Source organism: Shewanella frigidimarina (assembly GCF_003797125.1).
GTDB lineage: Bacteria > Pseudomonadota > Gammaproteobacteria > Enterobacterales > Shewanellaceae > Shewanella > Shewanella frigidimarina.
This window is the reverse complement of the sequence record NZ_RKKE01000009.1, coordinates 1-11779: the sequence shown is the minus strand read 5'-3', so window position 1 is coordinate 11779 and position 11779 is coordinate 1. Positions and strand designations below refer to the sequence as shown.

The following is an 11779-nucleotide window of genomic DNA, read 5'->3' as shown; positions in this document are numbered from 1 at the left end:
TTCTATCGCTGTTTTGAGTCGTTATTAGCTTGTATTATCACTTTTTATCGCTGTTTTAGGCGTTTTATAGGGGTAAAAACAGGTCACATATTTTTTGTGTTTGGTATAAGATTGACCTTTGTGAACATCACATCATTTGACGAGGCTTCAATGACACAGCGGCATAAAAAGCCGGAAATCCTGCATACTGAAATTGTTGCCAAAAGCAGACTGTTTCAAATCGAGCAGGTACACCTTAAGTTTTCTAATGGCGTAGAGCGTCAATATGAAAGAATGAAGGGCGGTAGCAGAGGTGCTGTGATGATTGTGCCTATTCATCAAGGTAATTTACTATTAGCTAGTGAATACGCAGCCGGCACTGATAATTATGAGCTCGGTTTTCCTAAAGGGTTGATAGACCCTGGCGAAACAGCAGTTGAAGCCGCTAATCGTGAGCTCCAAGAAGAAATTGGTTTTGGCAGTTATCAATTGACTCATCTAAAAGAGTTATCACTTGCGCCAGGCTACTTTTCCAGCAAAATGCATATTTTTGTCGCTGAAAAACTGTACCCTAGCCGTTTAGAAGGGGATGAGCCTGAGCCAATAGACGTGATCCCTTGGCCATTATCGGATTGGCAGTTATTACTCGAAAATGTTGATTTTTCAGAATCTCGTAGTGTTAGTGCGCTTTTTTTAACTCAGCAATATCTCAATAAACCAACAGATAATCTTACAAATGAAGTCAACGGCGTAAAATAGATTATTCACTAGTGGTATTGAGTTAGTCATTAAACAGCAACATCGAATAGGCAATAGCCTTATTTATTGATGTCCTTGTGAGGTCATCTTTATCGAATCCAGCAATTGGAGTAATAATGAAGCCAGAAGATGTAATTGAGCAAGTTATAGACATCGCAACGGAAGCTGGGCAAAAAATTCGTGATATTTACCTTAAAGGTAACTTCAAGCGCGAAATTAAGTCCGACAATACTCCTGTCACGTCTGCCGATTTAGCCGCGCACGATATTATTTGCCGCCAGTTAGCGGAGCTAACGCCTGATATTCCTATTTTAAGTGAGGAAGCTGCAGATATTCCATTAAGTGTCCGTGAAACATGGAAACGCTATTGGTTAGTTGATCCATTAGATGGCACGGGTGAGTTTATTGCGGGTAGTGGTGATTTTTCTGTGATTATTGCCTTAGTTGAACATAACCGTCCTATTATGGGAGTGGTTTATGTGCCGATGACTAAGGTGTGTTATTACGCAATAGCCGGGCTAGGTGCTTATAAGCGTGATGGTAAGAACGAGATACGTATCACCAGTAAACAATTAACCGGTGATGAACCAGAGAATTTACGTTTAGCGGTCAGTCGTCGTCAAGATCCGCAATCAGTTTTAAAGTTACTCAATAAACCTAATCATTGTGAGTTAGTGGTGATGGGTGGTGCAGCATTAAAAAGTTGTTTAGTGGCCGAAGGACGTGCTGATTGCTATGTACGCTTAGGACCTACTGGGGAATGGGACACCGGTGCTGCGCAGATCATTATTGAAGAAGCAGGCGGTGCACTGATTGATATTAATTTACAGCCTATGACCTACAATGAGCGTGAAACACTCGAAAACCCAAATTTTATTGTTGTAGGCAGTGCAAATCTCCCGTGGGATATATTGTTAACTAATTAGTTTGTTTATATTTTCAATGAAGATTAATTGATTTTTTGATGTGTTGTTTTTTTAAACATAGGTCAATTTATTAATCATATACTTGGCAACGACATTAAACACGTGATGTAAGTCGTGATGGCTGTGTGCAGTTTTACCCGTTAATAACAGTGAGTCTTGAACTACTGTGACCAGATTTATGTTGATTTCAATACTGAATTTGGTGAGATACACATAAAAATGCCCTCATCATGAGGGCATTTTTGCTGAAATAACTTATGACTTATGACTATCTAACCATTGATGTATCGCCTGTCTGTCGCCTTGAAAGATAACTCTGTCCTGTTTCTTTTCAAGTTGATATAGATACATCGGGTCATAATAAATATCGAGTAACAGATTTATCCAGTCTAAATGCTTACTGGTATCATTTTGGCTTTGTTGTACGTTTAGCGCATTATCAACCAAGTCCTGCAATTCTTGATGTTGCTTACCGCCTAAGCGTTTACGAATGCCCAATAAACTTTGAGTCAAATATGCTTTAAATGCATCGAAACCGGCTTGCTCACCTAATCCAGATACATAATCAGCCAGTTTTTGCTCAACATAGTCATTTAATAAACGCGGTAAACGCGCGTCTAATGGCTCGTCGAGTACGATAATATCAGCTTGTTGCATTGCGCTGTAAAAATGCTTTGGCAGGGCTGAACGACCAATTAGCATACTTTCATCTTCTAACAGCAAATGGTTATGTTGCTGTTGTTGATGCTGCAGCAATGCCACGGCTAAATTATTTTCGAAGTTAATTTGACTGGGTTGCGGATCGATATTTTTGCCAAAGCTCGACCCTTTATGGTTGGCAAGGCCTTCAAGGTCGACAGACTCATCTCGCTGATGGATAACTTCCGTTTTACCACTACCTGTTATGCCACTTAAAATCAGCACTTTAGATTGGCTTGGCGCTTGCTCAATAGTATTAATTAAAAAACTACGTATGGCTTTATAACCCCCTTCAATATAAGGGATGTCTATGCCTGATTCTTTAATCCATTGCTGTGATAGCTTTGAGCGCAAACCGCCACGAAAACAATATAAATAGCTGTCAGGATGTTGTGACAATTGAGCAAGCCAAGCATCTATACGTTGCTGTTTAATTTTACCTTTCACCAGCTCATGACCTAATGCTATAGCAGCCTCTTGGCCACGTCTTTTATAGCATGTGCCCACTTTTTCGCGTTCACCATCTTGCATTAATGGTAAATTAATCGAGTGGCCAAAAGCACCTTTAATGAATTCGATAGGCGCTCTTACGTCAATTAATGGACGGTTTTCTAATAGAAGTCTGCCATATTCTGAGCTGGGGATGACCTCGCTCATTAGTTTAATTCCACAAGGATATCGTGTCCGTCAGCGCGTGGCTCATAAGTATTGAGCATACCGATACAAATAGCGTCAATTCCATTGGCTTCTAATAGTGTTTTAAGTTCCTGTTCAGCCTCTGCACTCACGGCAACTAATAGTCCTCCACTGGTTTGTGGATCGCAAATAATCGCTTTCTGGTCATCTGTTAATGGCGGCAAATGTTCGCTATAACTGTCAAAATTGCGATGGGTACCGCCTGGAATACAACCTTGAGCGAGGTAATCACTGACTTTAGGGAGTAAAGGGACTTGGGATAAAACGATATTAGCTTTAAGTTGTGCACCTTGGCAGACTTCAATTAAGTGACCTGCCAGTCCAAATCCTGTGACGTCCGTTAATGCATTAACCCCAGTAATTTTAGCGATATCAATACCTATCGTGTTGAGCTGGCACATCGCATTTGGGGCAATTTGACTGTCTTCATCACGCAGCTTTTTCTGTTTCTGTGCTGTAGTCAGAATGCCAATACCAATCGGTTTGGTGAGATATAGACGATCATTCGCTTTGGCAGTGTTGTTCTGTTTTACTCGCTCAAGCGGGATTTGGCCTGTAACCGCTAAACCAAAAATAGGTTCAGGCGCATCAATACTGTGACCTCCAGCCAACATAATACCTGCATCGGCACAAGCTTGGCGTCCGCCATCAACCACTTGCTGTGCCACTTCTGGTGGCAATACATTAACTGGCCAGCCTAAAATGGCAATAGCCATAATTGGCGTGCCGCCCATGGCATAAATATCGCTGATGGCATTGGTTGCGGCAATTCTTCCAAAGGTAAATGGATCATCCACAATGGGCATAAAGAAGTCGGTGGTACTGATAATGCCGGTTTGTTCATTGAGTTTGTAAACTGCAGCATCGTCACGGGTTTGATTACCGACTAATAAATTGGGGTCAGTAAACACGGGGAGTTGTGACGCAAGAATAGTGCTTAAGACTTTAGGAGAGATCTTACAGCCGCAGCCTGCGCCATGGCTATATTCGGTAAGTTTTATATTGGTATGAGGCATGGTTGTGTTTCTGTCGCTGGCTTATTGATGAGCAATTATAATGTTTCTCAAGGATTATTTCTTGGTTATTCGCGGTTTATCAAACCTAGTCGTGTATTTTTAATTAAAAAAATAATTATTATGAACGTTGTTTTTTATTTTGCTTGCTGTTAATTTATCAACTTACATAAGGTGCATATCATTTTTAGGTTGGTATTGTGGCGAGACGAAAAGAGCATACGCATGAGCAGATCCGCCATATGGCTATTAGTGCAGTGGTTGAGCATTTACAATGCCATGGCGTCGATAACTTAAGTTTACGAAAAGTTGCGGCAACCATTGGTTACGTGCCAAGTACGTTAATTAATATTTTTGGTAGTTACCAATACTTATTACTCGCGGTATCTGAGCAAACATTGTTACAGCTTGCTGCGCAGTTACAGTTAATTAAACCGACCACGCCAAAACAAACAATTGAGCAAATGGCATTAGTTTATAGTCAGTTTGCTTTCGCGAATCGACGCTGTTTCCGATTGGTATTTGAATTATCAATGGCGGGTGACCAGCCTTTACCTGTGGCTCACCTCGGGCTGATTAAATCATTATTTTCTGACGTTGAGTCTCAGCTAAGTCAATACTTTCCTCTTGCATGTGAGCAAGAGGTTGAAACGATGAGCCGCGTACTTTGGGGTGGGATACATGGGTTAACGTGTTTGTCATTGGATGGAAAACTATTTGAGACACAATCCTGTTTACAAGACATGTTGATGAGTCATGTAAGCAGTTATATTGATGGAATGAGCATAAAAAGGAATTCAAATGCTGCTAACTAAACGATTTTTCCCCTATTTTGCGACCTTATGCCTAGGTGCGCTTAATGACAACTTTTATAAAAATGTGTTGCTCTTGTTAGTGACGTACAGCCAATTAAATGCATTACCGATTGACGTTAACTTGTTTGTTAATTTAGCTGCTGGCGTGTTCATTTTACCTTTTTTCTTGTTTTCTGCTCATGCTGGTATCGTGGCTGACAATATGAATAAGGCAAAATTGATTCGACGGTTAAAGTTGTTAGAGCTGATTATCATGTCGACAGCGGCTATCGCGATTATCAGTCAGAGTTATATGGTGATGTTGCTGCTGCTATTTTTAACCGGCAGCCAGTCTGCATACTTTGGTCCAGTAAAATACTCATTATTACCTCAAGCCCTAAGCGAAGCAGAGTTAGTAAAAGGTAATGCTCTGGTTGAAATGGGCACTTTTTTGTCGATTCTTGTCGGTACCCTAAGCGCCGGTTTGGTGGTGTCTAATGAAAATGGTTTAACGTGGGCTGCAATCATTGTCTGTGTGTTGGCTATTTGTGGTTATCTTGCCAGCCGTGCGATTCCTTCATTGCCTGCCCAAGGTGATTTAAACCCTAGTAAATTTTCGTTATTTTCTGGCACTTGGCGTTGTATTAATAAAGCGCGACAAACCAAGACTATTTGGATGGCCATTCTCGCCATTAGCTGGTTTTGGTTCTTGGGTGCCACCTATTTAACTCAATTCCCTAACTTTGCCAAGCTGCACTTACATGCGGATGCTACGGTAGTATCATTGTTACTGGCGTTATTTTCTGTCGGTATTGCGGTTGGGTCGTACGTGTGTGAGCGTTTTTCGTTTGGGCATGTTGAGTTAGGCTTATTACCATTTGGGGTCTTGGGCTTAAGCGTATTTAGTTTTGACATGATAGCAGCTATTCCGCTAGAGCTTGTTGAGCCAGGTTTTGTGTATAGCTTCGAGTCATTTATCGCTAACGCGCAGCATTATCGTGTGATGATCGATTTGTTTCTTGTCGGCCTAAGTGGCGGGATATTCATTGTGCCACTGTATGCTTTTATTCAAACTCGTGCAGAAAAACAAGAATGTGCTCAAGCTATTGCGGCGAATAACATCATTAATGCCTTCTTTATGGTGGGCTCTGCAGTATTATCGATAGTGTTGCTTGGGGTATTTCAGTGGAGTATCCCTGAATTATTTATGCTTGTCGGCGTGCTTAATTTGGTTGTGCTGTTATATGTTTACTCGCAAGTGCCAGAGTTTACCCAACGCTTTATCAGTTATTTGCTGAGCCATGTTATGTATAGGGTGAATGTACGAGGTAGAGAACATATTCCGGCACAAGGGGCAGGAATTATTGTCAGTAATCATGTGAGTTACGTTGATGCGTTAGTCATTATGGGCGCATCGACTCGACCTATTCGGTTTGTAATGGATAAGTCGATTAGCGAAATTCCATTATTAAAGTATTTGTTTCGGCACGCTGGCGTTATCCCAATCTGTTCACCTAAAAAGTGTGAGTCGACATATCTAAATGCATTTGAACAGATACACCAAGCATTAGCTAACGATGAGTTAGTGTGTATTTTTCCGGAAGGGAAGTTAACTCCAGACGGTGAAATTGGTGAGTTTAGACCTGGCATTGATAAAATTTTACAACGGGATCCTGTGACGGTAATACCGTTAGCGTTAACAGGGTTATGGGGATCTTACTTTAGCCATAAAGGTGGGCATGCACTGACCACTTTTCCTAAACGTTTCTGGTCTAAAGTATCGGTGAGTATTGCACCTTCAGTTGACGGAGCTACGACCAATTGCAAAGCGTTACAGCAGCAGGTGACTCAGCAATTTAATTAGCACATGATGTACTAGTGAAGCTGCTCAAAACAAAAAAGGTCACGTGCGTACGTGACCTTTTAAATGGTTAGGCATTAGCTTTACTGGGCGTAGGCAGCTGTGAGGCTTTTCCAATTTCGTTGTTGTTCAAGAAACTGATTACGTAATAATTGCACTTGTTGCTTCAGATTGTGATCTGTAAGTTGCTTACGCTTCGCCTCTAACAAACTCTTTTTGGCTTGATAATAGTCAACTAAGTGTTGCTTCATCAGCTCATACTCTGCTTGAAACTTTTCTATAATTTCATCGCAGTTAGGTAAGTGAGCAACCTGATTCTGAGCTTGTAAAAGTTGCATCTGCAAACGTGCACTTTCAATACGCTCTTGTGGCACTTTACGTAAATCACTCGCTAAACCAAACCAGTTCATAAGCTTGATTAACCATTTGGTTGGATCGTAGTCCCACCATTTGATGCCATTGCGATAATCATTTTCAAAAATATGATGGAAGTTGTGATACCCCTCACCGTATGTAAGTAACGCTAAAAATGCATTATCTCGGGCTGAGTTTTTATCTGTGTACGGTTGTTTACCCCAAATATGGGCTAATGAGTTAATAAAGAAAGTACAGTGATGTACAACCACTAGGCGTAGTAAACCGGCCATAAGAACCATTGATAAAATATCGCCATTTAACCAACCTATAAATGCTGGTAAACCAATATTCATTAAGATCACTAAGGCTAAGTAGTGCTTGTGCTGCCACATAACGATACGATCGTTTTGTAAGTCGCGCACGTTGTTGTAGTCGCTGTAACGACTCGCTTGATACTCACGTAGCATCCAACCTATGTGGCTGTACCAAAATCCCATTTGAGCTGAGTACGGGTCTTTATCATTATTATCAACATGTTTGTGATGGATGCGGTGATCACTACACCAATGCAATGCGCTGTTCTGTAGCGCCAATGCTCCACCTAATGCGTATAAAAAACGAACTGATGCATGGGCTTTATAAGCTTTGTGTGACCATAATCTGTGGTAACCCGCAGTAATCGATAGACCACTTGCGTAAGCGAAAACAACAAATGCAATCCATTCAATGCCATCAAAGCCATGGGTAAAACCACGCCAAGGGATTAATACCACGGCGCCGATAAAAGTAATGGCAAATAACAAGGTATTAAGCCAAATGATTGGAGGTTTTTTCATTTAGTAGGGTTCCAATAATAGGTTTAAATAAGTTGAGCGTACAATTGTACGCTAATTTAACTTAGTGAACTAGTCATGGTCAAGCTTAACAGGGCTGTGTTTCTGTTTTAAAAACGGTATTATCTGTGAATTAATATTGACTGAATGGATTAGTAAATGGGTGTTAGAGCACAACAAAAGGAAAAAACACGTCGTGCATTAGTGGATGCTGCATTTAATCAACTCAGTGCTGAACGAAGTTTTTCCAGCCTAAGCTTACGTGAAGTTGCTCGCGAAGCTGGTATTGCGCCCACATCATTCTATCGCCATTTTAAAGATATGAACGAACTTGGCTTGACCATGGTCGATGAAGGCGGATTAACATTACGTCAAATGATGCGTAAAGGTCGTCAACGTGCGGAAGCTGGTGGTAGTGTGATCCGTATTTCTGTCGACACTTTTATGGAAGTATTAGAGTCAAATCCGAACGTATTTCGAATACTATTACACGAACGCTCCGGTACCTCAGCAGCATTTAGAGCTGCAGTTGAGCGTGAAATTGAACATTTTATTTCTGAACTTGCCCATTACACCGAAGCACAGGCAAACCGAACACCTGTATTAGCGCGTGCTCAAGCTGAAGCGTTGGTTATTTTAGTGTTTAATGCGGGAGCATCAGCTTTGGACTCTAAACGTAGTGAGCGTAAATCATTGGCCGATCAGCTCGTACTGCAGTTGCGTATGGTCGCAACGGGAGCTGAAGCGCTACAGCACAAAATAGACAATCGCGCCTAAGTATAAGCATTACGTGATAGATACAAAAAGGGCGCGAATATTCGCGCCCTAGTATTATGTGTAACTAAAATTAATCAGGTTACTTGCGAACCAGTAATACGCCCGATTCCATATGGTCGGTATATGGAAATTGGTCAAATAGCGCAAAGCGCGTTATTTTATGCGTTTGGCCTAAGGTTAACAAATTGTCATTCAGTGTTTCTGGATTACATGAAATATACAAAATCCGCTCATAACCTTGGATAAGCTTTAATGTTTCAGGGTCAATGCCTGCACGAGGAGGGTCAACAAAGATAGTATTACAATCGTAACTGTCTAAGTCGATGCCTTCTAAACGTCTAAATTGGCGCTTTTTCGCCATAGCATCACTAAAGTCTTCAGCAGACATGCGAATAATTTGAACATTATCAACGTGATTAATATCGATGTTGTATTGCGCTGCATCAACTGAAGGCTTGGCCAGCTCTGTTGCCAATACACGATTGAAATTTTGTGCCAGTGCAATCGTAAAATTACCATTACCACAGTACAATTCTAGTAAATCACCCTGGCTGTCTTTAGTCGCATCAATAGCCCATTCCAACATTTTTACAGAGACTTTTGCATTCGGCTGAGTAAAGCTGTTTTCAATTTGTTTGTAATGCAATACCTGTTCATTAACCGTTAAGGTCTCAACAACAAAATCTTTGTCTAAATCGATTTTTTGCTTACGCGCACGGCCTATAATGTTGACATTGAATTGAGCAGATAGCTTAGCTTTTAATTGAGTCGCTTGTTCACGCCATTCTTCATCAAGCTGGCGGTGGTACAACAAAGACACTAAAATTTCGCCACTTAACGTCGACAAGAAATCAACTTGAAACAACCGATAACGTAATGCAGGGTTAGGTGTTAATTCTGCAATTAATGCAGCCATCATTTGATTAATGATTAAACCCGCAGGTAAATATTGATCGCAACGCACTTTTACATTCAGTGCTTTATCAAACATGTAGTAATATAAGTCATCACCTTGATGCCACATCCTAAATTCAGCACGCATACGATAATGCATAGGCTCAGAAGCAAAGACTTCAAGTGCTGGTGGATTGAAATCGGCAAAGGCCTTTTCTAGCTTGATGCGCTTTTGTTGTAATTGTGCATCGTAGTTTTTAGGATCCATTGCAGCTAAATTCATATCGTCCACCTAATTACGTAAAAAAGGGCGCAAATATTATACTAAATGACGCTGATGTCTAGTATTACGCACCTAAGTATAAAGTGACCCGACGATTAATGCTGAGCATATACATATTTGGAGCCCATATTGTCTGGACCTATTTTAGTGTTTGATTCTGGTATCGGCGGATTGTCGGTAATGAACGAAATTAGAAAACAGCTACCACTGCATGATTATTGTTACTTATTTGATAATGCACGTTTACCCTATGGCAATTTATCAGAGCAAGAGTTAATAACTGGATGTGTTGCACTTATTACTCATCATGCGCGACGTTTGAATGCCAGTATTGTGGTGGTTGCCTGTAATACCGCCAGCACTTTGGTATTGCCTCTATTACGCCAGCAATTAACCATTCCTATCGTGGGAGTTGTTCCTGCTATTAAACCTGCGGCAATGTTATCGAAGAAAAAGCACATTGGCTTATTGGCTACGCCTGGAACAGTGAAACGAGATTACACTCAAGCATTAATCAATCAGTTTGCAGGAAACTGTAAAGTTGAATTATTTGGGACTTCAGATTTAGTATTACTTGCTGAGCAGTATGTTGCTCAACAGCAAATAGATATGGACAAGCTAAACGAAATCTTAGCACCAATAGCGGCATCAAATATTGATGTCCTAGTATTGGGCTGTACCCATTTCCCTATGATAGCGACAGAAATAAGTCATTATCTTGGTGAAGGGGTAACACTATTAGATTCAGGGGAGGCGGTAGCAAAGCGGGTAAGGTTTTTACTGAGTAAAGAAAGTAATAGTAATAAACAATTACAAGCGTGTTATACCAAAGATATTGGCCAAGGGCTGAAAGCAGCATTAGTCGATTATGGTTTTAGTGATTTTTCGCTGGTAACCATAACCGACTAACAACACTATTAATTAACGATAGTGCTAAGAACCTAGTTCAATAACGATTAGCTATTTTCTGAATCAGATTCTTGTGATTTAGCTTCTCTTACCTTTAACGTGCGCTCTTGAAAGCTATAGTCGTTTAATTTCGACATTGCTTTTTGAGCTCCCGCCTCAGACATCTCAACAAATCCAAATCCCTTGCGACGTCCAGTTTTACGGTCTCGTACTAAACGAACTGAGTTAACAGGCCCGTACTCACCAAACAATGCCTTTACTTCTCCCTCATGAACACGATAAGGCAAGTTGCCAACATATAGTGTCATTGTAGGACCAACATAAGGTTCGTCAGAAGAGCTTGAACCACTAGATGGCATAAAGGTGAAAATTAACGTTGCAACGACTACACCAGCAATAAACGCTACCGAAGATGATGTGCCGCCAAACTGAGAAAAAACAAAAGCGCCAAGAAGCGCCGCAATCAAAACAATCACGAATGATTTCTGCATAAAATAATCTCTAATGAATATAAAAATGATAAATAACTGTTAAATACTATTACATACTAATTAAAAATTACCAGATAAACCAGACCACTGTTGAAAAATTGAGCTCAAAAGCGACTTAAATATCAAAAACAAGTAATTTACTAATTAACCAAAGGTGGTTCTTTAATCAAAAAAGTTAAAAAAAGAACGATCTGCATAAAAGTTCAACGCTCGAAACATATCTTGCACAAAAGCGCTTGCACTAAATCTTAAGCTGCCTATAATGCGCATCCACTGACACGGCATACAGCGAAAGCGAAAACCAGTTAGCGTTATTAACAGTCACTTAGTGATGTTGATAACAGGCAAAAAGAAGTTTGAAAAAACACTTGACGCCATAAGGGGAATGCGTAGAATACGCAGCCCTGACCTACTGAAACGGTCAACGCTCTTTAACAATTTATCAAGTAATCTGTGTGGACATTCACAGGTATTGAGTTATTCGAAATTGTCTTCTGTTCTTCGGAAT

11 protein-coding genes are annotated in these 11779 nt (G+C 40.6%); 6 read left to right on the top strand and 5 right to left on the bottom strand.

Annotated elements, in window-relative coordinates:
• Window positions 1-150: 150 nt before the first annotated feature.
• On the top strand, window positions 151-738 hold the full coding sequence (gene nudE, locus EGC86_RS18925) for an ADP compounds hydrolase NudE (protein WP_102036084.1): 588 nt from the start codon (window positions 151-153) through the stop codon (window positions 736-738).
• A 116-nt stretch (window positions 739-854) separates the two neighbouring features.
• Window positions 855-1664: a 3'(2'),5'-bisphosphate nucleotidase CysQ gene (cysQ, locus tag EGC86_RS18920; protein ID WP_123778602.1), complete on the top strand. Its 810-nt coding sequence runs from the start codon at window positions 855-857 to the stop codon at window positions 1662-1664.
• Window positions 1665-1919: 255 nt separating this feature from the next.
• Here cysQ and mnmH read toward each other — a convergent pair whose 3' ends face one another.
• Together mnmH and selD are read right to left on the bottom strand one after the other, a co-directional pair.
• Window positions 1920-3020, bottom strand: a complete 1101-nt coding sequence (gene mnmH / locus EGC86_RS18915) for a tRNA 2-selenouridine(34) synthase MnmH (RefSeq protein WP_123778600.1) — start codon at window positions 3018-3020, stop codon at window positions 1920-1922.
• Window positions 3020-4075: a selenide, water dikinase SelD gene (gene selD, locus EGC86_RS18910; protein WP_123778598.1), complete on the bottom strand. Its 1056-nt coding sequence runs from the start codon at window positions 4073-4075 to the stop codon at window positions 3020-3022. Before selD ends, mnmH begins: the two co-directional genes overlap by 1 nt.
• 197 nt (window positions 4076-4272) lie before the next feature.
• Between selD and EGC86_RS18905 the strand changes: the two genes are divergently transcribed.
• On the top strand, window positions 4273-4887 hold the full coding sequence (locus tag EGC86_RS18905) for a TetR/AcrR family transcriptional regulator (RefSeq protein WP_123778596.1): 615 nt from the start codon (window positions 4273-4275) through the stop codon (window positions 4885-4887).
• The gene (locus tag EGC86_RS18900) at window positions 4874-6730 is read left to right on the top strand and encodes an MFS transporter (protein ID WP_011635614.1); all 1857 of its coding nucleotides are present in this window, start codon (window positions 4874-4876) and stop codon (window positions 6728-6730) included. Before EGC86_RS18905 ends, EGC86_RS18900 begins: the two co-directional genes overlap by 14 nt.
• A gap of 80 nt (window positions 6731-6810) precedes the next feature.
• Here EGC86_RS18900 and EGC86_RS18895 read toward each other — a convergent pair whose 3' ends face one another.
• On the bottom strand, window positions 6811-7920 hold the full coding sequence (locus EGC86_RS18895) for an acyl-CoA desaturase (protein WP_123778594.1): 1110 nt from the start codon (window positions 7918-7920) through the stop codon (window positions 6811-6813).
• 156 nt (window positions 7921-8076) lie between these two features.
• On the opposite strand from EGC86_RS18895, the gene fabR reads away from it, so the two are divergent.
• Window positions 8077-8694 (top strand): HTH-type transcriptional repressor FabR, encoded by a 618-nt coding sequence (gene fabR / locus EGC86_RS18890; protein ID WP_011635616.1) that lies wholly within the window; start codon window positions 8077-8079, stop codon window positions 8692-8694.
• A gap of 79 nt (window positions 8695-8773) precedes the next feature.
• On the opposite strand, the gene trmA is transcribed toward fabR, so the two are convergent.
• A complete protein-coding gene (trmA, locus tag EGC86_RS18885; RefSeq protein ID WP_123778592.1) occupies window positions 8774-9871 on the bottom strand; it encodes a tRNA (uridine(54)-C5)-methyltransferase TrmA in 1098 nt (365 codons plus the stop codon).
• Window positions 9872-10000: 129 nt separating this feature from the next.
• On the opposite strand from trmA, the gene murI reads away from it, so the two are divergent.
• On the top strand, window positions 10001-10780 hold the full coding sequence (gene murI, locus EGC86_RS18880; protein WP_011635618.1) for a glutamate racemase: 780 nt from the start codon (window positions 10001-10003) through the stop codon (window positions 10778-10780).
• Window positions 10781-10827: 47 nt separating this feature from the next.
• On the opposite strand, the gene EGC86_RS18875 is transcribed toward murI, so the two are convergent.
• Window positions 10828-11271, bottom strand: coding sequence for an RNA recognition motif domain-containing protein (locus tag EGC86_RS18875; protein ID WP_123778590.1), 444 nt, complete (start codon window positions 11269-11271; stop codon window positions 10828-10830).
• Window positions 11272-11779 lie beyond the last annotated feature (508 nt).

Excerpts from the sequence above, each read along its gene's own strand:
- nudE (WP_102036084.1), top strand. The coding sequence starts at position 151 with ATGACACAGCGGCATAAAAAGCCGGAAATCCTGCATACTGAAATTGTT.
- cysQ (WP_123778602.1), top strand. The coding sequence starts at position 855 with ATGAAGCCAGAAGATGTAATTGAGCAAGTTATAGACATCGCAACGGAA.
- mnmH (WP_123778600.1), bottom strand. The coding sequence starts at position 3,020 with ATGAGCGAGGTCATCCCCAGCTCAGAATATGGCAGACTTCTATTAGAA.
- selD (WP_123778598.1), bottom strand. The coding sequence starts at position 4,075 with ATGCCTCATACCAATATAAAACTTACCGAATATAGCCATGGCGCAGGC.
- EGC86_RS18900 (WP_011635614.1), top strand. The coding sequence starts at position 4,874 with ATGCTGCTAACTAAACGATTTTTCCCCTATTTTGCGACCTTATGCCTA.
- EGC86_RS18895 (WP_123778594.1), bottom strand. The coding sequence starts at position 7,920 with ATGAAAAAACCTCCAATCATTTGGCTTAATACCTTGTTATTTGCCATT.
- fabR (WP_011635616.1), top strand. The coding sequence starts at position 8,077 with ATGGGTGTTAGAGCACAACAAAAGGAAAAAACACGTCGTGCATTAGTG.
- trmA (WP_123778592.1), bottom strand. The coding sequence starts at position 9,871 with ATGAATTTAGCTGCAATGGATCCTAAAAACTACGATGCACAATTACAA.
- EGC86_RS18875 (WP_123778590.1), bottom strand. The coding sequence starts at position 11,271 with ATGCAGAAATCATTCGTGATTGTTTTGATTGCGGCGCTTCTTGGCGCT.